The organism is Mucilaginibacter sp. KACC 22063 (assembly GCF_028736115.1).
Lineage (GTDB): Bacteria > Bacteroidota > Bacteroidia > Sphingobacteriales > Sphingobacteriaceae > Mucilaginibacter.
In genome coordinates this window covers 628,065-647,320 of record NZ_CP117877.1, presented here as the reverse complement: position 1 = coordinate 647,320, position 19,256 = coordinate 628,065, and the positions used below count along the sequence as shown (strand labels likewise).

Sequence of the window (19,256 nt, the reverse complement as noted above, 5' to 3'; positions counted from 1 at the left end):
ATTTGTGTTTGCTTTGTTGTAAAACTCGAATCTATTATGAAAACTTCATTGAAAGTGTTATGCGCCTTAATGGTGTGTACCTTATTATTTGCCAATTGCTCAAGTACCCGTAATGCAGCTAACGGTACTGTAAACGTTTCTCGCGGAAAATTTACCGGCACATGGACAGTAACTAATGTTAACTATGAAAACCTTGTTGAAGGTTCGGTTCAGTCTGTTTTTGACCAGGCGCCACCAGCAGCTTTTATCAACAGCACATGGCAGTTAACCAACAGCGGCAATGGTATGTATACGCTTAGCAATGGTACTTCGCAAAGCATCTACTGGTCTGTTAACAACAATGACCCATCAGGACAGATGTTTCAGTTTAAAAAGATCTATCAGGGTGATAAACCTAAAAACGTAGCAGAAGGCTACCAGTTATATGTAGCCTCAAATGATGGCAATACCATGGTACTTAAAACGCCTGTTAGCTTAGGCACCGGTACCGGATATGTGGTTTATACCTTCGCTAAAAAATAAGAAAAGCCCTTTAAGGGCTTTTCTTATTTAATGTCAGTTCTATTGATTATTGAGCTGATGTAAACTTCAGGCAAACCGGGTTGCCAATATCAACTCTTGTAGCGGTTAATGTTAATTTACCGGTAGATTGATTAATCTTATAAACCACGATATTATCTGAATCCTGGTTGGCAACCAATAAGAAATTACCGGTAGGGTCAATCGCAAAATCACGTGGATTATTGCCCAATGAAGAAACCCTGTCTACGTAAGTTAGCATACCGCTTTCTTTGTTGATCGAATAAATTACAATATCATCAGCTGCGCCTCTGTTCGAAGCATAAAGAAAACGGCCATCTGGCGATATTTTAATGGCAGCAGCTCCGGTATCTCCGCTAAAGCCGTCAGGCAGCATGGTAACCGATTGTATTTGTTTAAGCTTGCCATCATCATATTTATAACTATATATCTGCGATCCCATTTCTGTAACCAGATAAACAAACTTACGGTCGTTTGAGAAAACAAAATGGCGCGGGCCATGGCCACCCATCACTGTTGCTGCATTTTGCGGCAACAATTGCAATGGTTTTTCAGCATTCGCTTTGTAGCGGGCAACATTCACCTTATCAATACCCAGATCAGTATACAAAACAAACTTTTCATCGGGAGTGAATGCACCCATGTGTACGTGTGCTTTTTCCTGACGGGACGCATTAGGGCCCTTGCCTTCATCCTGAAGGTTTTGTGATACTGCGGAAACTGATCCATCTTTATTTACAGGCAGCACGGTTAAGTTTCCGCTTGAGTAATTAGCTACCAGCAGGTTTTTCTTTGCTTTGTCAACAGCTATATAGCATGGATCTGCCCCTTGTGATGATTGCTTATTGATAAAAGTTAAGACACCTGTGTTGGCATCAAACTTAAACGCACTTACGCCGCCATCTTTACCATCTTCGTTAACGGCATAAACAAATTTATTGTCATTGCTTACTGTAACATAAGATGGATTACTTGTTGGCACCTGGCTTAAGTAAGCTAATTTGCCTGTTTCAGTATAAAAACGGTACACCTGTATACCCTGGCTTTTGCCTTTAGTATAAGTACCTATTACAAGGTCATATGTAGAGGGGGCCTTCTTCTGGGCTAACAGCATTGCCGGTGCAAGTATCATAGCAAGTACAGTAAGTTTTTTCATTATGGTATCAATTAATAAACGCAATGTAGCGAAACTTGTTAGAAATATAAATACGCAATTTGTTGGCTATTTGTCGCAAAAAACAGCATTTACATGGGCTTTTTACTGGTTGTATCTTCCGGCAGTGGCGCGGTTGAAGGCTTCGGCTGAATAATTACATTCTGTATCACCCTCCTGCCATTCTGCTGTGTTGCAGGCTGCTTTTGTGCAGGTGTAACAACGGCCGGTTTACTGCCACTTTGCGCAGCGGTAGAGTCCTTTGATGCGGATCCAGGCTTGGTATTTACTTTTACGCCTACAGAATCCTGCGCGGCCGGTACAGGCTTGGCTTTGATATTAGTACCAACCGAATCCTTGGAAGCAGGTACATTGCCCGCTGGCTTGGTCACGGGCTTGCCTTTTCCTGTATTGCCCGGCACTAATTTCGGCGCCGATATATTATGCTTATACTTATGTTCCTTGTCAAGCTCTGGTATCAGTTGCTCTTTTGACTCGGGCCTGTCATGCGGTTTCCAGATGAAGCCTTTGAGTATCTGCTCGTCTTCCTTAAACTTATTTAACGGGCCGTCGCGATGCTCCGGCTTGCCCGAAAATTTCAGGTTTTGCAGTTCGTTATTTTTAAAGTTGGCGCGTATCAGGCTGGATAACGAACGCTGCATATCTGTCACCGCACCTAAACTGTCCCGCTGAAAATAGATACTCTCAGCATTGCCCGATACAAACATCCGGCTCAGTTTATTATCAGCAAAATAGCCCTTCATCTTCTTACCGGCTATCTGGTTAAAATGCGTAGTGTCGTCTTTCTCCGTATTCACAATAAACGACGAAGGATAGATGTCCATATTATCCAGCTTTTTATTCTTCATCTGCAATAAAATGGTATCGCCCGACATTTGCGAACCCTGCGACCACAACATAGGATGATCAAAACATCGGATGGTGGAGTCACTTGAACTGTAGAATATTGAATCGGCCTTTGCCTGCAGATCTGACTTGTAGATCTTGGCGTTATAATGCCCGATCAGAATACGCACATGTGTGGTATCGCTCAGTTTGTATGTGTGCAACAAATTAACCGAATCGGTTTTAGCTATCGTTGGCTTGCGTTTCAGGGAATCGGCTGCCGTCTTTTTGCCGTTGGCGACTGCAACTTTGGTATTTTTCGGGGCCGCTTTTGGTGCAGGCTTACCAAAAAATTCGCGATGCCTGAAACTGGTATCCGATGGTATTTTAGGAGTAATTGCCGTTAAAAATTTCGATGGATTCTTCAACGCCCTCGCCGTAGCCAACGCTTTACGCGCAGCTGCAGAGGTATCATTAAGCATGCGAACCCTCTCCTGCAGCGTCTTTAGTTCTTTATAGGTCAGCGTCCGCGTTTCCAGCGTGTCGGCAACCATATAAATGGTATCGCGCTTTATTTTTGCGGTGTCTTTTACGGCTAATGGCTTATCTCCAGATTTTGCTTTGAGCGCCGGTTTCTTATTATTTGTTTTAGCCTGCTGCTTTGCAGAATCGGCTGCTGTAACCACAGGTGTTGTCGCAACTTTAGGTTTATCAGCCGGTGTTTCTTGTTTAAGTTCGGTGGTTAAAGCTTTGGTATTGGGAGCTGGCTTTAAAACAGGCTGTTGCTTGTTTTTAACTTCCTTTTTGTCTTTAGTAGCTTTTTTAACGGTATCCGTTTTAGTGGTGTCTTTCTCTTCTGTAATAATAGTTACCCAGGGATTGCGTGTTACTACCGCACGCTGGTCGGCATTTGTAAACGTGCCGATCTGGCCATGCAATGTTATTTTCTGCTCATTATCGTTAAACACTACGTTTTTAATAGCCCGGCCAAAACCTTTCAGCCTGTCGTAAAAAAGGCTGTCCCCTTTTAACGATTTTGTTTCCTGGGTATACAGGTTCTTTTTACCGAAATAAGCCTGTTCTGTTATCGTATTGTAGTTTCCGTTCTCTGTATAAAGCGTATCCTTTTTCTTGCCATAAATATGTGTCGGACCATAAAAATAGGCGATCCTGCTGCCGGTATTGTACCGAAGCGTATCTGTCTTGATCAGCGCATCAACCGTAGTTAAGGTGACATTATAACGGAAATAAGAATCGCGGCTGAAGGCAAAGTAATAGCCGTTGGTACTGGTCAAGGTATTGTCCTTATTTACCAGTTTACCACCGCCGGTATATGTACCAATACGTGTAGCGGTATTATAGGTAAGATAATTGGTGGTAAGCGTGGCATCTTTATCCACCATTTTCACATTGTCGGTCAGTATTGCAATGTGCGTATTTTCATTATAATTCAATTTATCTGAATAGATATTCAGCGTATCACCCTGGTTGATGTTAACATGGCCGTAGGCTTCAAACGTGTTTCGTTGCGGATAAATGTAGGCACTGTCTGACCGCAGGGTAGAAAACTCCTGCTTAAAAACACCGTTGTATACTTTTATAACGTCCTCGCCATTGCGTTTTATCCCCTGGCTCCGGTCTGAGCGGACCAGGTTAATTACGGATTTCTTTTTCTGCTGCTGACTAAAAGCCAGTAATCCGGTGAAAAGCAATAAACAAGTGAACAGATATTTTACCACAGTACAAAATTAGTTTTTTGGTTGCGCTTATTAAATTAATTTTGAGCATGCTACCATTAGCAAGGTTTAATGCCTTTATACAGCAACACCAGCTTTTTGACAAGCAAAGTACAATACTTGCCGCAGTAAGTGGTGGTGTCGACTCTGTTTTGATGGCTACCTTGTTGCATGCCTGCGGTTACAACTTTGCCATAGCACACTGCAATTTTATGTTACGCGGCGATGAAGCTTTGCGCGACCAGCAATTTTGCAAGAATCTGGCTGATGAGTATGGCGTGCCATTTTACACTACAAACTTCGATACAACTAAATACGCTACAGAACATAAGTTATCTATACAGATGGCGGCGCGAAACCTGCGTTACCAGTGGTTTGAACAATTAAGGCAGCAGCATAGTTATGATGTTATTACGTTAGCGCATCATCAGAACGATACAATAGAAACAATATTGCTGAACCTTACCCGTGGTACAGGTATTGCAGGTTTGCATGGCATTAAACCCCGTAACAGTAATTTGGTACGGCCGATGCTTGGCTTTACGCGCGAGGAAATAGCACAGGCTGTAGCAGATGAAAAACTCAGCTTTGTTGAAGACAGCTCTAATTCGTCGGTTAAATACGCGCGTAACAAGATCAGGCACGATGTGATTCCAAAGCTAAAAGAGCTTAACCCTAATCTTGAAAATACCTTCCAGGAGCATTTGCAGCATTTTGCCGAGCTTGAACAACTGTTTGAAGCCAAGTTGGAAGAAATACGCAAAACGGCATTTACTTATCACAAAGGTGAGGTGCATATACCGATTAATGCGCTTAAAGCATTGTCGCCCATGCATTTGCTCCTGAATGGTTTGTTAAAACCTTTTGGATTTAATGATACAACCACAAATGATGTTATTGCAAGCCTCGATAAGCATTCGGGCCGAAGGTTTGAAGCCCCGCTTTGGCTGTTAATCCTGGATAGAGAAAAGCTGATCATTTCTCCTAAAGGGAAAAATACGGCAAGCGAAGTCTTTATTAATGAAAATGATACGGATGTTGCATTTGGCATCTACAAATTCAATATATCTAAAGCAGAACTGCCTTACGAGATTAAGCGTGAACCTATGGTAGCGGCAGTTGATGCCGGGCTTTTGGTTTATCCCTTAGTGTTGCGTACATGGCAGCCCGGCAGTTATTTTTACCCTTTAGGCATGAAGGCAAGAAAAAAGCTGAGCGACTTTTTCATCAGTCTTAAAACGCCCCTACACAGTAAAAGCGAGATCCCTTTATTAGTTAATGGCAATGGCGATATTATATGGGTTGCTGGCCTGCGGATCGACAACAGGTATAAAATAACAGCCGAAACTAAAAAAATAGCTATCTTCGAATTAACTGAAAGCGCATGACAGATAAACCCGCATTTACCGAAAAGCAATACTTGGGCCGCGAATGGATACCGATAACCATACGGTTGGTATTGGCTTTGATATGCTTTGCGGTTTATTTTTTCACTGATGAACGCGAAAATAACGGCGACCTGCTTGCTGTAGTTGGGTTTGCCATCATCATCATTTCTATCATTCTTGGCTTTTTGCTGCACTTTCGTACGCGGGTAATTAACAAAAGCATTTTACTGGATGGTTTGTGGACCACCCGCCTGGTTAAGATAGACCTTAACAGCATTGTTAAAGCCGAAAAAGGCACTTACAGCCGCTACCTTTTTAACAACCCGGTTTACAACCTTCATAAAAAAGGCACTATCCGTTTTTATACCGCAGGTAATGATGCCGTACATCTTACTGATCGCGACGGACTGGTTTATATCATCGGTTCGCAACACTTAAATGAACTGATGCGTGCCATACAAGAAGAAATGAAAAAGTAGGAAACTGCACCGTGATCAATTTTAAACGTACCGACCATATCCATATTTGTGTGCCTGCCGAAAGACTGGAAGAGGCACGCTTGTTTTATACTGATGTAATCGGGCTTCGGCAAATAGAACGTGCTGTGGAACTAACAGACGAAGGTTTATGGTTTCAGGCCGGGGATATTGAGTTGCATATTGGCGTTGAAGCACACAGGTTTGATACCATGCGCCACACCGCTTTTGAAGTAACCGACCTTGATGCGGCCCGCAAGCACCTGGAAAAACACGGCGTAAAATTTAAAGAGCAGAGAAAGATTGCCAACCGCAACCGCTTTGCTTTTATTGATCCCTTCGGCAACCAGATGGAGTTACTGGAATATCACTCGTAATTAAGCTCTTTAACCGGATCCCAAAATACTTTTTTGAAATTTTGCACCTTGAGGTTCTTTACCTCTATGCCTTCTTCTTCAAGGAGCTGTTGCCTTTTATCTGCCGATGATGGATCGCCGGTTAAATGGCCGCTGCTGTTTACAACGCGGTAATAAGGCACAGGCGGATTAGCTTTGCCACATTCCCCCATAGCATGGCCCACCATGCGCGACAAATTACCCACGCCAAGTACCTTTGCAATGGCACCATAAGATGTTACCCTGCCTTTGGGTATCTGGCGGGTAACTTCCCAAACATGCTCAAAAAAGTTTTCATCTTTCATGTATCAGACAAATGAAAACTTAAGATAGTTAATATTTTTAGCGCTTTGTAAGTATTTTTTCTCGTAGTAAGTCTTGATCGACAATACTTCGTTCAGATGCTCAGAGTTGTAAACATCCTCTGTGCGTACATGCAGTTTCAAGCCTCCGGCATCAATTACCCCGGCAGTATATTCGTGCAGGCCATCGTTATCGGTTTTTAAGTTAATGTAGCCGCCTTCTTTCAAGATCAGCTTATATTTATCCAGAAAGCGTGGTGCGGTAAGCCGTTTCTTTTCACGGCTGATCTGCGGTTGCGGGTCTGGAAATGTGATCCATATTTCGTCAACCTCGTGATCACCGAAATAATCAGTAATGTTCTCGATCTGTATACGCAGAAAGCCTACGTTTTTGATACCTTCTTCAACAGCGGTTTTAGCACCGCGCCAAATCCGGTTGCCTTTATAATCTATACCGATAAAGTTTTTGTCCGGAAACATTTTGGCCAGATTCACCGTGTATTCGCCTTTTCCACAAGCCAGTTCCAGTACAACCGGGTTATCATTTTTAAAAAACTCCTTAGCCCAATTACCTTTAAAAGGTTTACCGGCTTCAAGCTCCACTACATTGTCGAAAGTTGCTATCTCAGCAAATCGCTTTAACTTATCTTTTCCCACTTAAAAAATTAAAATGCAAAAGTAAGTAAATGATTTGTAGGCTGTATAAAGAAACAGCCCGGACTTGCCGGGCTGCTGCTATTATTCGTTCGGATTGCCTTCGGGATCATGTTCCCGCTTCAGCTGATCTAAAGACAGATTGGTTGTACCTCCCATATTCTCTTCCATTTCGGCGCTGTCGCCTTGCGTAGTCAGCGGGCGTTGTGCCGTTCCTTCTGCATGCTCGTAGCCTTCACCTTTTTGCCCATTAGCTGCATCTTCACTTTCATCAGCATGGCGTGATATTAATGATTCTTCATATTGCAACTCATTAAGTTCGGCTGCATCTGCACTACCTGCTTCTGGCCTTAAATCGTCATTATCATTCAAATAACCGTCCTGGTTATCCGAAGCGTTATCGTTAGGTTCCCACATATTTGTATATATTGATCTATAAACAATGTCCAAACCGGATAAATGTTTGTTATATTTAGTTGAAAAAATTTATGATGCAGATGGCGTTTATTAAGCATATAGCACCCCTTAAGTATATAACTACAGCTATTTGTGTTGCTGCAATCAGCCTTTCTGCATGTGGTAAAAAAGATGATCAGGTAGAAGAAACCAGTAAAAAAGTTGTTCCTGATTTTAACAAAACCTACACTTTTGATACCAACCCGTCATGGGTACAGGAATTTAACAGCAATGGCAAGCCTGATGCCAGCCAATGGGGCTACGATGTTGGCGGAAGCGGCTGGGGAAACAACGAACTTGAATATTATACCAACGGCAGTAACGTAACAATGTCGGGCGGTAACCTGGTCATTACTGCGCGTAAGCAAAGCATGGGCGGTATGAAGTATACTTCGGCCAGGCTATTTTCAAAAGGGAACGGCAATTTCTTATATGGACGTTTTGTGGTAGCCGCTAAAGTGCCGGCTGGCTTAGGCACATGGCCTGCCATATGGTTTTTACCAACTGATAAACTTTACGGCGACTGGCCAAATTCCGGAGAGATTGATTTGATGGAGCACGTGGGCTATGATCCTATTAATTTTTATTTTACCGTACACACAAGTGTGTACAACCATACGCTTGGTACACAGAAAGGAAGCAATATGAGCTTCACTAACGCTACCACCGAATATCATGTTTTCCGGTTAGACTGGACACCTACATCTATTACCGGTTATATCGATGACCAGCAGATCTATACTTTTATCAATGACGGAAAGAATAACAGCCAAACCTGGCCCTTTGATCAAAAGTTTCACCTGATGCTTAACTTGGCAATCGGCGGCGATTGGGGCGGCGCGCAGGGTGTTGATGACAGCGCCTTTCCGCAGTCAATGTTTATCGACTATATCAGGTACTATCCTGTCAATAATATTTAAGTGTCATGTTAAAGTAGGCTTAATTATTTTTTAAGGTATAATTAAACTATTTGCGTTCGTTATAGTCTTAATAATAAACAGTTATTAATTCTGTTTGATAGGAACTAAATTATGAAACGCATATATCAATTATTATCCCTGACAGTTATCAGCGGGCTGTTAACTGTTACTTCTTTCGATACCGCAAATGCTCAACGCAGGGGCGGCGGAGGAGGTGGCGGCGGCGGAAGCGCCATGCGCGGTGGTGGTGGAGGCGGTGGTTTCCACGGTGGTGGTGGTTTTTCAGGTGGCCGTTCAGGCGGTAACTTTGGAGGCGCTCCACGTATGGGCGGCTTTAATGGCGGCGGAGGCCGTGTAATGTCAGCACCCCGTTCAAACTTTGGCATAAGCCCTCGTAATGGCGGCTTCAATGGCCGTGCAGGTATTGCCCCACGCAGCAACTTCGGTTATCGCGGTGGTATTGGCGGCGGCAGGCCGGGTTTTGGTACAGGTATGGCTTATCGTACCCGTCCGGGTTATTATCGCCCGGGTATGGGATTCCGTCCGGGATCACGCGGCTATTATGGCGGCAGGGCATATTTCCGTCCATGGAGAGGTGGCTACTACTATCACGGCGGTTTTTATGGCCGTTACTATGCTCCTCGTTTAGGATTTTCTATCGGTGTGCTGCCTTATGGATACATTCCATTCTGGTGGGGATCTGATCAATATTTCTATAGCGGCGGTTATTTCTATAACTATGATAACGATCAATATACCGTGGTTGAACCGCCACTGGGTGCCGAAATTGCACAACTGCCTTCAGGTGCACAATCAATAGTGATAGACGGGCAGCAATATTATGAGCTTAACGGTGTATATTATTTGCCGGTAACTAAAGATGATGGTAGCCTGGTATATCAAATTGCCGGTAAAGACGGTCAGTTAAGCACAGGTGCCGCCGACCCATATGCTACTGACGATTCTGGTTATTATCCTGATCAGGGCCAGGGCCAGCAACAAATGCAACAAGATCAAGGTAACATATTACAACCCGGAGAAGTTGTACAGGCATTGCCTCCTAATTGCAGAAAAGTAAAGATCGACGGTGAAAAATATTATGTTGACCCGGCAGGAATTTACTATCACGAAGAACGCGACCAAAATGGCCAGAAAGTATATCGTGTAACAGACGTTGGCCAGGATAACTATTAAAGGAATTTATTTTCCGTTTCAAAGGGGTAAAGGCTTAGGCTTTTGCCCTTTTTTATTTTATAGCTCACCGGCAAATAGTCTGATTCAATATAATATATTTATGATTTACGCTGAGATCATGAAGTTACCTGTTATATCCTTCCTGTTGATTCTGAACTGCATGGCCGTTCTGGGCAAAAATAAAGCAGCAATACAAACTTATCCGGCAAATGACCAGCGCATACAATACGTAGGGCGCATAGACTTTCGTAACCCAACGAAACCCCGTTTTTGGTCGCCGGGCGTATACATTATTGCAAGGTTTAAAGGGACAAGCTGTGAGGTAATGCTAAACGACCAGGAGCTATACGGAACAACGCATAATTATATTGAAATTGCTATTGATGACCAGAAGCCATTTCGGGTTCAAACCACCGGAAAAGAGAATATTATAAAAGCTGCCAGTAACTTGCCTGACGGTGAACATACCATTACCATTTGCAAAGACACTGAAGCCGGGATTGGTTATCTTGAATTTACCGGGATAAGATGCGAACAACTGCTAACACCAACCAAAGCACCGGTTCGCAAAATTGAATACCTAGGCGATTCTATTACCTGTGGCAGTGCAATGGATCTGTCCGTTCCATGTGGTACAGGGCAATGGTATGATCAAAACAACGCCTACATGAGTTATGGCGCTGCTACGGCGCGTAATCTTGGCGCACAGTATCATCTGTCATCAGTATCTGGCATTGGCCTTATCCATAGTTGCTGCGACATGAAAATCACCATGCCACAGGTATTTGATAAAACAGATATGCGTGCCGACTCATTGCAGTGGGATTTTTACCGGTACCAGCCCGATGTGGTAACCGTTTGCCTGGGTCAAAATGATGGCGTGCAGGATTCAACCGCGTTTTGCAGCGCTTACGTAAACTTCATAAAAGCACTTCGCGGCCATTACCCTAAAGCAGAAATTGTTTGTCTGAGCAGCCCCATGGCAGATGCAGCCCTGCTACCGGTTCTTAAAAAATATATAATTGCAGTAAATAGCTACATCAACAAATCGGGCGATAAAAAAGTGAGCCATTACTTTTTTAGTAAACGCTACACAAGTGGTTGCGGTACACACCCGGATATGGCTGAGCATCAATTGCTGGCAACCGAACTTACAGATTACATACGCCAGTTAAAGCATTGGTAACTATTTCACATTTCTGAAAACAGGTTGCAATTAATAAGGTAGTTTATATAAAGACTTATTATTATGGAACAACAACATAACCACCAGCAGCTTATTCAAACACTGCTCGACTGTGTTTTAGCTTGCGAAAACTGCGCTACCAGCTGTTTAGGAGAAGATGATGTAAAGTCAATGGCGCAATGTATACGCCTCGACCGCGACTGTGCTGATATCTGCAGCCAGGCGGCAAGATTATTACAGCGCAATTCGGTAATTGCACACCAGTACCTTGTTATCTGCGAGGAAATATGCAGGCTTTGCGCTGACGAATGCGGCAAACATGACATGGAACATTGCCAGCGTTGCGCAGAAGCATGCCGCAAATGTGCAGAGGCATGCCACGCGCATCATGAACCGGTAACGCAAGACTAATCACATTGTTAAACAATTATTGTAAAAGCTGGTATCATACATATCAGCTTTTTATTTTATAACACCTTATGAAAGCATTGATCTTAAACTGCACCCTTAAACCTTCGCCGCTGCAATCAAACACCGAAGCTTTAGCAACCGAAGTGATGGACGAACTGCAACGGCTTGGAGCCGATGTAAAAATGATACGCATTGTTGACCATGACGTGCATACCGGCCCCAAATCTGATATGGGCAACGGCGATGCATGGCCAGATATACTTAAAGAGATATTGGCGAGTGATATTTTAGTTATGGCCAGCCCTACGTGGATGGCCAGCATGTCGAGCATTGCCATGCGTGTATTGGAGCGTTTGAATGGCACTTATAATATGCAGGATGATAAAGGCTATCCGGTAACGTTTAACAAAGTGGCAGGCTTTGTAGTAACAGGAGATGAAGATGGTGCAAGGCACGTAGTGGTTGAAATGGCCGGTGCATTAATGGATGTTGGCTTCACTATAGCGCCACAAAGCTACACCTATTGGAACAATGGTCCTGGTCCGGGTACATCCTATTTAAAAACTGATTTCAGGAAAGAGTGGTCGGTAAAAACGGCAAAGTCAGCAGCGGCTAATCTGGTTGCAGTTGCAAAGGCATTGAGAGCAACCCCGATTAATTCCGGAAGTTAAAAATAACGAAAGCCGGCACTGCTTTCTACGCTTAAATTACCTGTAAAGGTTTTTGTTTTCAATAAATTTTAAAACAGTGTCTGGAACAAAATACTGCACGTTCTTTTTTGCAGCAATTGATTTCCGGATAAATGTTGCCGACAGCTCCATAAGGGGTGTCATGGTGATCGTAACAGATGGATGGTTGGCCAGTTCGGCGTTTTCATACCCGGGGCGCGGATAAACAAAAATGCGGTAATCGCGCAGTATCAGTTTAGAGTTTTTCCATTTATGCAATGACACAAGATTGTCTGAACCCATAATCAGTGCAAACTCATGCTGCGGGTATTTCTCTTTAAGTAAAGTGAGCGTGTCAATGGTGTAAGAAGGCTGCGGCATTTTAAGCTCCACATCACTTACCTCTATATTTTGCGCGTTATCGGTAGCCAGGCGGGCCATCTCCAGCCGGTCATAAGTATTAATCAGATCCCCGTATTTTTTAAATGGGTTTTGTGGAGATACAACCAGCCATACTTTATCCAGTTCTGTATGATTGGCCATATAGTTTGCTATAATCAAGTGGCCAATATGTATAGGATTAAAAGAACCAAATAGTAAACCGATCTTCATTTCACAAACTTATAACACAACGTTTACCCTAATTTATTGAAAAAAAATCAATAAAAACAAAAAATACTTGCGATATTTTTAAATTAAGCGCTTATAAAATTCCGTACCAGCGATTCAGCTTCTGCACAGGCAACATCCAGATCGTAATTTTTTAAGATCACATCAAACTTAGGAGCATAGTTAAGTTCCTTCTCCGCCTTTTCAAACCGCTCAGATAATTTTTGAGGACTATCTGTACCGCGCCCTGTTAATCGTTCTTTTAAAACCTCTAATGATGGCGGTTGCACAAATATCGCCAATGCCTGATCCTGGTATTTACGTTTAAGGTGTAATCCGCCTTCTACGTCAATATCAAAAATCACGGTTTTACCCGTAGCCCAAATGCGTTCAATTTCTTCGCGCAGGGTGCCGTAAAATGTACCGGTGTATACTTCCTCAAACTCTACAAACTGCTTTTTTGCAATACGGTGCAGAAACTCCTCCTTGCTGATGAAATAGTAATCCTTACCATTTACTTCATCGCCGCGTGCCTCACGTGTAGTAGCCGAGATAGAAAATTCAAGTTCGGGCATTTTGCCCAGCAAATGATGTACAATTGTTGTTTTACCGGCTCCCGACGGTGCAGAAAATATAACCAGTTTGCCTTCGGTCATTTGTTATTACTTGTTTGGGGTTATTGAGTCATTAGCTAATGTGTACTAATACTGAGTAACACAGTAACTCGATAACTATTATAACACGTTTAATAATTGCTCTTTGATCTTTTCAAGCTCTTCTTTCATACCTACTACCAATTTTTGTATAGCGGCATCATTTGCTTTTGAGCCGAGGGTGTTTATTTCTCGCCCAATTTCCTGCGATATAAATCCAAGCTTTTTACCATTAGCGTCGTCACTTTTCAGCGTTTCTAAAAAGTAATCGCAATGGCTTTTTAAGCGCACCTTTTCTTCAGTAATATCCAGCTTGTCAATATAATAGATCAACTCCTGCTCAAGCCTGTTCTGATCTACATTTTCACGCCCTACAGCCTCAGCCAAATAATTATCTAAACGCTCGCGAACAATGGCTACACGTTTAGGCTCTTCGTTAACTACCAGTTCAAGGTTATTCAGTATGATAGCAATACGGTTTTTAAGCTCCTGCTCCAATACGTTGCCCTCATCCACCCTGAATTTTTGAAATGCTGCCAATGCCTGTTTAAAGGTGCTTTCTGCCTGTTTCCATTCGTCTTCAGACAGGGTATCTTCATCAAATTTCACTACTTCGGGCAAGCCTAAAGCCAATTGCAGCAGATTATTTGCCGGCTCGTTTAAAGCCTCACTTGCTGCTTTTAACTGGTTGTAATAATGCTTTAGCAGTTCGGTATTGATACCGGCCGCTTTATTTTGCGCATCGGCATATTCAATATTGATGCTCAGATTTACCTTACCACGTTCTATCTGCTTGTTGCATTCGGTACGCAACTGAAATTCTTTATCAGACAAAGCTTTAGGCATGCGCAGCGACAGCTCGAGAAACTTGCTGTTCAGAGATTTGATCTCTACCGTATATTTGGTGCTGCCAGAGTCGGTTACAGCAATGCCGTACCCTGTCATTGACTTTAACATGTGCAAAGATAAGTTTTTTTGTGATTTATTGGACTGGCAGAATTGAGCTACGCATTAAAGTGATTTGTAAATCACTCTATTACATATGCAGGGTCTTCCACAATATTAACATCGATTATATCTTCGGCATTTTTCAGTAAGCGTCTGCAATCACCGCTCAGGTGTTTAAGGTGCAGGGTTTTGCCTGCTTTATGATACCGTTCGGTAAGTTTGTTCAAAGCTTCAATTGCCGACATATCAGCTACGCGGCTGTCTTTAAAATCAATAATTACCTGTTCCGGATCATTTGTTACATCAAATTTTTCGTTAAATGCCGTTACCGAACCGAAAAAGAGCGGGCCATATATTTCATAATGCTTTGTACCTTTTTCGTCGAGATACTTACGTGCCCTGATGCGCTTAGCACTTTCCCATGCAAACACCAATGCCGAAATAATAACACCAATAAGTACAGCAAGTGCAAGGTTATGCAGCCATACGGTAATTACAGCCACCAATATGCCTACAAAAATATCCTGCTTAGGCATTTTGTTAATGATACGAAAACTAACCCACTCAAAAGTACCTACGGCTACCATAATCATTACACCTGTTAATGCAGCCATAGGCACACGTTCAATAACAGGGGCACCTGCCAGTATAATTAACAAAATAGTTAACGCAGCTATAATACCCGACAGCCTTGCTCTTGCACCGGCAGAAAGATTGACCAGTGTTTGCGCAATCATGGGGCAGCCGCCCATGCCGAAGAAAAACCCGTTCAGCATGTTTGCGCTGCCCTGCGCTATACACTCGCGGTTACTATTGCCTTTGGTACCTGTCATCTCGTCAACCAGATTTAAAGTAAGCAGGCCTTCTGTTAAGCCTACGCATGACATAATTAGCGCATAAGGAAGCACGATCTGCAATGTATTTAAATTAAACGGCACCTGCGGTACATGGAAAGGGGGCAAACTGCCGCTTACCGCAGCAATGTCTCTTACCACTTTAGTAGGAATGCCAAACCCCAGTACCAATGCAAAAACCACAATTATTGCCACCAACGATGGCGGGATTGCCTTTGTTATTTTAGGCAGCAGCAGAATAATGGCTATTGTTAAAGCCACAAGTGCGCCCATTATAAACAATGGCTGCCCGGTAAGCCATTGCTCTTGCCCGTCAACTACGTGTTTAAATTGTTCTAACTGGGCCATAAAAATGATAACGGCAAGTCCGTTTACAAAGCCATACATTACAGGCTGCGGTACCAGTCTTATAAATTTCCCCAGTTTGAAAACCCCGATCAATATCTGGATAACACCCGCTAAAGCTACTGCTGCAAACACATATTCGATCCCGTTAGATTTCATAAGTGCTATTAAAACCACTACGGTAGCGCCCGCCCCGCCTGATACCAGGCCCGGCCTGCCGCCAAAAATTGCGGTAACTAAACCCATAATAAGGGCAGCATATAAACCCACCAGCGGCGGAAAACCGGCAAGTATGGCAAAAGATAATGATTCAGGGATCATGGTCATGGCTACGGTTAGCCCTGCCAGGATTTCGTTTTTATAATTAATTTTTTGTGAAAAGTCAAAAAGACGCAAATAAGGCTTCATCCTCAGTTAATAGAAAAATAAACAGATAAGTGAAATATGGTAAAGAAATGGCCTGCACAATCAGGCATTAGGACGTGGAGTATTCACATATCACAAAGATAAAAACTTTAACTTAAAGGCAACGACCGATATAGCTTTACGGAGTGTTTAACACTTTTTCACATTTACCAAACGTTGTTATATGTATATTTACCAAGGGTATGCTCAAAAACTTTTTTTCTAAATACGTGCTGCTGGCTATGCTGTTTATGCCTTTGCTTACAAAAGCACAGCAGGCTGAATATGTACGTGGCATCTTGTTTAAAAAAGGAATGCTGGAGAAGATTGCGGCTGCAACCATCACCAACCTAAAGACCAACGAGAGCTGCAAAAGTAATTTCTACGGAGAATTTATCATCAAAGCAAGTATTGGCGACACTATCCTTGTAGAGAAAGAGGGCTTTACACCCTATAAGCAAGGTGTCGACAGCTACAGCCCCTTATATATCACTTTATTGCCAAGTATTACCCTGGATCAGGTTACCATACAGGGGCAAACCAAAAAGCAGGAACTTAACGGGGTAATTACGGACTACCGCAAGAAGGGTATATATTTTGATGGCGATCCACCGGTATTGGCACGCATTTTTAACCCGCTTACCACCTTGCACGAGTTATTTGGCAAGGATGCCAAAAATGAAAAGCGTTTTATAAAATATGCCAAACGCGAGCAGGAAGCCACCGAGGTTGACCGCAGGTATACGCCCGAACTGGTATCGAAAACTACAGGTTTAACCGGTGATGATCTTAAACATTTTATGGAAAACTATCGGCCATCATATGATGATCTGAAGAAATGGGCTGATTATGATATTATCGCCTATATTAAAAAATCATATGAAACATTTAAGAAGGTCGGTTACCAGGCACCTGTAGATATATTCCATTCAAAGCCATGATCAATAAAGAACTTATTAAACAAGCCCGCGAGCGATTACCTGATCCGAAAGAAGTTGAAGGTAACTATATCGATATTGAATTAGCTAACGATTCTGGTCAAAAATGGGTGGTAAGTTTTACTAAAGCTATTTCAGACGGAGAAGTAGTTTGGATGGATTTGCCCGAAGCGCGATAAAAATACTTTTATATCCCTAAAGCTTCGCAGGCTTTTTCTGCGGCCAGTTTCTCGGCAAGCTTTTTACTGAATTCTTTACCGGTACCCATAATATCGCCGTCAATGTTTACACAAATCGTAAACAATTTGCTGCTTTCGCCATCCTGATTAGTGATATGCTCAAAAAGAATATCTTTGCCGTGGCGCTGGCACCATTCAATCAGCTTGCTCTTAAAATTAGTTTCGGTTTGCTCTAATGTATGGATATCAATGTGCGGCTTAATGATGTGATTGATCAGAAAGTTTTTGGTAAAATCATATCCCTTATCCAGGTATACAGCACCTACCAAAGCTTCAAAAGCATCGCCTAAAAGTGATCCCTGGCGGGTATTACTGATCATGCGGCTATCGTACTCCACCAGTTTTTCAAACCCCAGTTTACGCCCCAGCTGATTAAGGTTAACACGATTAACTATTTTTGAACGCAGCTCGGTTAAAAAGCCTTCGTCTTTGTAGGGGTACAATTTAAAAAGCACCTCGGCAACAACGCTGCCTAACACGGCATCGCCTAAAAATTCAAGCCTTTCATTACTGTTTTTAACACCCTTCTTTACACTTTGCGCAACCGACTTATGCCGAAATGCTAACCGGTATAAAGACAAATTGCCCGGCACAAAGCCGAGCAAATTTTTTAATGTTTTTACGTATTTCCTGCTTGGTGATAAGTAAAGCTTATAAAACCGTCTTACTGGCATTCAAACACACTTAATCTTGGTATTTTTTAAATATCACAGAAGCATTATGCCCACCAAAACCAAAGCCATTGCTTTGTGCAGCGCGCACAACACGTTTTTGCGCCTGGTTAAAGGTAAAGTTAATACGATTGTCAAATGCCGGATCATCAGTAAAGTGGTTGATGGTTGGCGGAATGATATCATTTTTAACAGCAAGGATGGCCGCAATAGCTTCAACCGCACCGGCAGCACCTAAAAGGTGACCGGTCATTGATTTGGTCGAGCTGATATTAATGCGGTAAACATCATCACCGTAAGCATCTGTTATAGCTTTAACTTCCTGTGGGTCGCCGATAGGCGTTGACGTACCGTGTACGTTAACGTAATCAATATCTGCAGGTGTCATATTAGCATCTTCAAGGGCAGCTTTCATTACCAGGGCAGCACCTAAGCCTTCGGGATGCGGAGCTGTCATGTGATAAGCATCGGCACTCATGCCACCGCCTACCATTTCAGCATAAATTTTTGCACCACGTGCTTTGGCATGCTCCAGCTCTTCCAGTATAATGGTACCTGCACCTTCACCGGCAACAAAACCGTCGCGGTCAAGATCAAACGGGCGCGATGCCGTTGCAGGGTCATCATTGCGGGTAGAAAGCGCATGCATGGCGTTAAAACCGCCAATACCGGCCTCATTAATAATCGCCTCTGAACCGCCTGTGATAAACATGTTCGCTTTGCCTAAACGGATGTAGTTAAAGGCGTCAATAAGCGAATTGTTTGATGATGCGCAGGCAGATACAGTGGTAAAGTTCGGTCCGCGTAAGCCGTATTTGATGGAGATATGGCCCGGGGCGATATCAGCAATCATTTTAGGGATAAAGAAAGGATTAAACCGCGGCGAACCGTCACCTTTAGCAAAATTCACTACTTCGTCCAGAAAGGTTTTTAAGCCGCCGATACCCGAACCCCAGATCACACCGATACGATTGGTATCTAAGGTGTCAAAATTCAGTTCGGCATCTTTAACAGCTTCTTCTGTTGAAAACAGTGCATAATGCACAAAAGGATCCAGCTTCCGGGCATCTTTACGGCCCAGAAACGCATCGGCATCAAAATTCTTTACCTCGCAGGCAAACTTGGTTTTGAAATGGGTTGTATCAAAACTTTTGATAAAGGCAGCCCCACTCACTCCATTGATCAACCCGCTCCAGTATTCTGCAACGGTGTTTCCAATTGGAGTAAGTGCGCCAAGCCCGGTTACTACAACTCTTTTAAACTCCATTT

At 43.0% G+C, this 19,256-nt stretch carries 22 protein-coding genes; 11 read left to right on the top strand and 11 right to left on the bottom strand.

Annotated features, from left to right (window positions below):
• Nucleotides 1-36: 36 nt before the first annotated feature.
• Nucleotides 37-522: a hypothetical protein gene (locus PQ461_RS02890; RefSeq protein ID WP_274208128.1), complete on the top strand. Its 486-nt coding sequence runs from the start codon at nucleotides 37-39 to the stop codon at nucleotides 520-522.
• 46 nt (nucleotides 523-568) lie between these two features.
• Here the strand turns inward: PQ461_RS02890 and PQ461_RS02885 are convergent, their stop codons facing one another.
• Entirely contained in the window at nucleotides 569-1,696 is a 1,128-nt protein-coding gene (locus tag PQ461_RS02885; RefSeq protein ID WP_274208127.1) for a lactonase family protein, read from the bottom strand.
• 89 nt (nucleotides 1,697-1,785) lie between these two features.
• A complete protein-coding gene (locus tag PQ461_RS02880) occupies nucleotides 1,786-4,278 on the bottom strand; it encodes an OstA-like protein (RefSeq protein ID WP_274208126.1) in 2,493 nt (830 codons plus the stop codon).
• A gap of 47 nt (nucleotides 4,279-4,325) precedes the next feature.
• On the opposite strand from PQ461_RS02880, the gene tilS reads away from it, so the two are divergent.
• Genes tilS through PQ461_RS02865 form a run of 3 tightly spaced genes read left to right on the top strand, consistent with a single transcriptional unit; the run spans nucleotide 4,326 to nucleotide 6,516 of the window.
• Nucleotides 4,326-5,663 carry a tRNA lysidine(34) synthetase TilS gene (gene tilS / locus PQ461_RS02875; protein ID WP_274208125.1) on the top strand — a complete coding sequence of 446 codons (1,338 nt, stop codon included), beginning with the start codon at nucleotides 4,326-4,328 and terminating at the stop codon, nucleotides 5,661-5,663.
• A complete protein-coding gene (locus tag PQ461_RS02870) occupies nucleotides 5,660-6,142 on the top strand; it encodes a hypothetical protein (protein WP_274208124.1) in 483 nt (160 codons plus the stop codon). Before tilS ends, PQ461_RS02870 begins: the two co-directional genes overlap by 4 nt.
• Nucleotides 6,143-6,153: 11 nt before the next feature.
• The gene (locus tag PQ461_RS02865) at nucleotides 6,154-6,516 is read left to right on the top strand and encodes a VOC family protein (protein ID WP_274208123.1); all 363 of its coding nucleotides are present in this window, start codon (nucleotides 6,154-6,156) and stop codon (nucleotides 6,514-6,516) included.
• On the opposite strand, the gene PQ461_RS02860 is transcribed toward PQ461_RS02865, so the two are convergent.
• From PQ461_RS02860 to PQ461_RS02850, 3 genes are all read right to left on the bottom strand, one after another.
• Entirely contained in the window at nucleotides 6,507-6,839 is a 333-nt protein-coding gene (locus tag PQ461_RS02860; RefSeq protein ID WP_274208122.1) for an MGMT family protein, read from the bottom strand. The genes PQ461_RS02865 and PQ461_RS02860 overlap by 10 nt on opposite strands.
• Nucleotides 6,840-6,842: 3 nt before the next feature.
• Nucleotides 6,843-7,493, bottom strand: a complete 651-nt coding sequence (trmB, locus tag PQ461_RS02855; protein ID WP_274208121.1) for a tRNA (guanosine(46)-N7)-methyltransferase TrmB — start codon at nucleotides 7,491-7,493, stop codon at nucleotides 6,843-6,845.
• 81 nt (nucleotides 7,494-7,574) lie between these two features.
• Entirely contained in the window at nucleotides 7,575-7,907 is a 333-nt protein-coding gene (locus PQ461_RS02850) for a hypothetical protein (protein WP_274208120.1), read from the bottom strand.
• 71 nt (nucleotides 7,908-7,978) lie between these two features.
• Between PQ461_RS02850 and PQ461_RS02845 the strand changes: the two genes are divergently transcribed.
• The 5 genes from PQ461_RS02845 to PQ461_RS02825 all read left to right on the top strand — a co-directional run bounded on the left by PQ461_RS02845 (nucleotide 7,979) and on the right by PQ461_RS02825 (nucleotide 12,328).
• Nucleotides 7,979-8,866 (top strand): glycoside hydrolase family 16 protein, encoded by an 888-nt coding sequence (locus tag PQ461_RS02845; RefSeq protein WP_274208119.1) that lies wholly within the window; start codon nucleotides 7,979-7,981, stop codon nucleotides 8,864-8,866.
• Between the two features lie 111 nt (nucleotides 8,867-8,977).
• A complete protein-coding gene (locus tag PQ461_RS02840; RefSeq protein ID WP_274208118.1) occupies nucleotides 8,978-10,060 on the top strand; it encodes a DUF6515 family protein in 1,083 nt (360 codons plus the stop codon).
• A gap of 118 nt (nucleotides 10,061-10,178) precedes the next feature.
• The gene (locus PQ461_RS02835; RefSeq protein WP_274208117.1) at nucleotides 10,179-11,246 is read left to right on the top strand and encodes an SGNH/GDSL hydrolase family protein; all 1,068 of its coding nucleotides are present in this window, start codon (nucleotides 10,179-10,181) and stop codon (nucleotides 11,244-11,246) included.
• 63 nt (nucleotides 11,247-11,309) lie between these two features.
• Nucleotides 11,310-11,657 (top strand): four-helix bundle copper-binding protein, encoded by a 348-nt coding sequence (locus PQ461_RS02830; RefSeq protein WP_274208116.1) that lies wholly within the window; start codon nucleotides 11,310-11,312, stop codon nucleotides 11,655-11,657.
• 68 nt (nucleotides 11,658-11,725) lie between these two features.
• A complete protein-coding gene (locus PQ461_RS02825) occupies nucleotides 11,726-12,328 on the top strand; it encodes a flavodoxin family protein (protein WP_274208115.1) in 603 nt (200 codons plus the stop codon).
• Between the two features lie 36 nt (nucleotides 12,329-12,364).
• Here the strand turns inward: PQ461_RS02825 and nadD are convergent, their stop codons facing one another.
• From nadD to PQ461_RS02805, 4 genes are all read right to left on the bottom strand, one after another.
• A complete protein-coding gene (gene nadD / locus PQ461_RS02820; RefSeq protein WP_274208114.1) occupies nucleotides 12,365-12,937 on the bottom strand; it encodes a nicotinate (nicotinamide) nucleotide adenylyltransferase in 573 nt (190 codons plus the stop codon).
• Nucleotides 12,938-13,020: 83 nt separating this feature from the next.
• Nucleotides 13,021-13,590 carry a guanylate kinase gene (gmk, locus tag PQ461_RS02815; RefSeq protein ID WP_274208113.1) on the bottom strand — a complete coding sequence of 190 codons (570 nt, stop codon included), beginning with the start codon at nucleotides 13,588-13,590 and terminating at the stop codon, nucleotides 13,021-13,023.
• A 78-nt stretch (nucleotides 13,591-13,668) separates the two neighbouring features.
• Entirely contained in the window at nucleotides 13,669-14,544 is an 876-nt protein-coding gene (locus tag PQ461_RS02810; protein WP_274208112.1) for a YicC/YloC family endoribonuclease, read from the bottom strand.
• A gap of 71 nt (nucleotides 14,545-14,615) precedes the next feature.
• On the bottom strand, nucleotides 14,616-16,142 hold the full coding sequence (locus PQ461_RS02805; protein ID WP_274208111.1) for a SulP family inorganic anion transporter: 1,527 nt from the start codon (nucleotides 16,140-16,142) through the stop codon (nucleotides 14,616-14,618).
• A gap of 200 nt (nucleotides 16,143-16,342) precedes the next feature.
• Between PQ461_RS02805 and PQ461_RS02800 the strand changes: the two genes are divergently transcribed.
• Both PQ461_RS02800 and PQ461_RS02795 read left to right on the top strand, forming a co-directional pair.
• Nucleotides 16,343-17,080 carry a hypothetical protein gene (locus PQ461_RS02800; protein WP_274208110.1) on the top strand — a complete coding sequence of 246 codons (738 nt, stop codon included), beginning with the start codon at nucleotides 16,343-16,345 and terminating at the stop codon, nucleotides 17,078-17,080.
• Nucleotides 17,077-17,256 (top strand): hypothetical protein, encoded by a 180-nt coding sequence (locus PQ461_RS02795; RefSeq protein ID WP_274208109.1) that lies wholly within the window; start codon nucleotides 17,077-17,079, stop codon nucleotides 17,254-17,256. Before PQ461_RS02800 ends, PQ461_RS02795 begins: the two co-directional genes overlap by 4 nt.
• 8 nt (nucleotides 17,257-17,264) lie before the next feature.
• On the opposite strand, the gene rnc is transcribed toward PQ461_RS02795, so the two are convergent.
• Together rnc and fabF are read right to left on the bottom strand one after the other, a co-directional pair.
• Nucleotides 17,265-17,990: a ribonuclease III gene (gene rnc / locus PQ461_RS02790; protein ID WP_274208108.1), complete on the bottom strand. Its 726-nt coding sequence runs from the start codon at nucleotides 17,988-17,990 to the stop codon at nucleotides 17,265-17,267.
• Nucleotides 17,991-18,000: 10 nt separating this feature from the next.
• A complete protein-coding gene (fabF, locus tag PQ461_RS02785) occupies nucleotides 18,001-19,254 on the bottom strand; it encodes a beta-ketoacyl-ACP synthase II (protein ID WP_274208107.1) in 1,254 nt (417 codons plus the stop codon).
• Between the last annotated feature and the right edge of the window lie 2 nt (nucleotides 19,255-19,256).

Excerpts from the sequence above, each read along its gene's own strand:
- PQ461_RS02835 (WP_274208117.1), top strand. The coding sequence starts at position 10,179 with ATGAAGTTACCTGTTATATCCTTCCTGTTGATTCTGAACTGCATGGCC.
- PQ461_RS02845 (WP_274208119.1), top strand. The coding sequence starts at position 7,979 with ATGATGCAGATGGCGTTTATTAAGCATATAGCACCCCTTAAGTATATA.
- rnc (WP_274208108.1), bottom strand. The coding sequence starts at position 17,990 with ATGCCAGTAAGACGGTTTTATAAGCTTTACTTATCACCAAGCAGGAAA.
- tilS (WP_274208125.1), top strand. The coding sequence starts at position 4,326 with ATGCTACCATTAGCAAGGTTTAATGCCTTTATACAGCAACACCAGCTT.
- fabF (WP_274208107.1), bottom strand. The coding sequence starts at position 19,254 with ATGGAGTTTAAAAGAGTTGTAGTAACCGGGCTTGGCGCACTTACTCCA.
- PQ461_RS02800 (WP_274208110.1), top strand. The coding sequence starts at position 16,343 with ATGCTCAAAAACTTTTTTTCTAAATACGTGCTGCTGGCTATGCTGTTT.
- PQ461_RS02825 (WP_274208115.1), top strand. The coding sequence starts at position 11,726 with ATGAAAGCATTGATCTTAAACTGCACCCTTAAACCTTCGCCGCTGCAA.
- PQ461_RS02830 (WP_274208116.1), top strand. The coding sequence starts at position 11,310 with ATGGAACAACAACATAACCACCAGCAGCTTATTCAAACACTGCTCGAC.
- PQ461_RS02890 (WP_274208128.1), top strand. The coding sequence starts at position 37 with ATGAAAACTTCATTGAAAGTGTTATGCGCCTTAATGGTGTGTACCTTA.
- PQ461_RS02860 (WP_274208122.1), bottom strand. The coding sequence starts at position 6,839 with ATGAAAGATGAAAACTTTTTTGAGCATGTTTGGGAAGTTACCCGCCAG.
- PQ461_RS02885 (WP_274208127.1), bottom strand. The coding sequence starts at position 1,696 with ATGAAAAAACTTACTGTACTTGCTATGATACTTGCACCGGCAATGCTG.
- nadD (WP_274208114.1), bottom strand. The coding sequence starts at position 12,937 with ATGAAGATCGGTTTACTATTTGGTTCTTTTAATCCTATACATATTGGC.
- PQ461_RS02795 (WP_274208109.1), top strand. The coding sequence starts at position 17,077 with ATGATCAATAAAGAACTTATTAAACAAGCCCGCGAGCGATTACCTGAT.
- PQ461_RS02805 (WP_274208111.1), bottom strand. The coding sequence starts at position 16,142 with ATGAAGCCTTATTTGCGTCTTTTTGACTTTTCACAAAAAATTAATTAT.
- PQ461_RS02810 (WP_274208112.1), bottom strand. The coding sequence starts at position 14,544 with ATGTTAAAGTCAATGACAGGGTACGGCATTGCTGTAACCGACTCTGGC.
- PQ461_RS02870 (WP_274208124.1), top strand. The coding sequence starts at position 5,660 with ATGACAGATAAACCCGCATTTACCGAAAAGCAATACTTGGGCCGCGAA.
- PQ461_RS02840 (WP_274208118.1), top strand. The coding sequence starts at position 8,978 with ATGAAACGCATATATCAATTATTATCCCTGACAGTTATCAGCGGGCTG.
- gmk (WP_274208113.1), bottom strand. The coding sequence starts at position 13,590 with ATGACCGAAGGCAAACTGGTTATATTTTCTGCACCGTCGGGAGCCGGT.
- PQ461_RS02850 (WP_274208120.1), bottom strand. The coding sequence starts at position 7,907 with ATGTGGGAACCTAACGATAACGCTTCGGATAACCAGGACGGTTATTTG.